The sequence below is a fragment of the Lentilactobacillus kisonensis DSM 19906 = JCM 15041 genome (assembly GCF_001434135.1).
Lineage (GTDB): Bacteria > Bacillota > Bacilli > Lactobacillales > Lactobacillaceae > Lentilactobacillus > Lentilactobacillus kisonensis.
On record NZ_AZEB01000113.1, the window covers coordinates 1 to 266 of the forward strand.

General features: G+C 58.3%; 1 protein-coding gene. It reads left to right on the top strand.

Features of this window, described 5'->3' with window-relative positions:
* Positions 1 to 266 (top strand): hypothetical protein (locus FC98_RS14960; protein ID WP_056949762.1); only part of this gene is annotated, 266 nt, incomplete at both ends.

Consider the following 266-nt stretch of genomic DNA (forward strand, 5'->3'; position numbering starts at 1 on the left):
GTGATGCCAAGATTGCTAGTGATGCGGCGGATAAAGCGGCGAGTGATGCGGCTGTGAAGAACCCAGCGGCACAAAGTGACGCAAATAAAGCCGCTAGTGCGGCGAGTGATGCCAAGAAGGCCGCCGCTTCGGCTGTCTCGGATGCGAATAAAGCAACGAGTGCCGCTAATTCTGCAGCCAGTGCGGCCAGTGATGCGCAAAGTGCTGCCGATCCAACGAGTGATGCAGCCGCGGCCAGTGATGGCAACCAAGTTGCCAGTGATGCC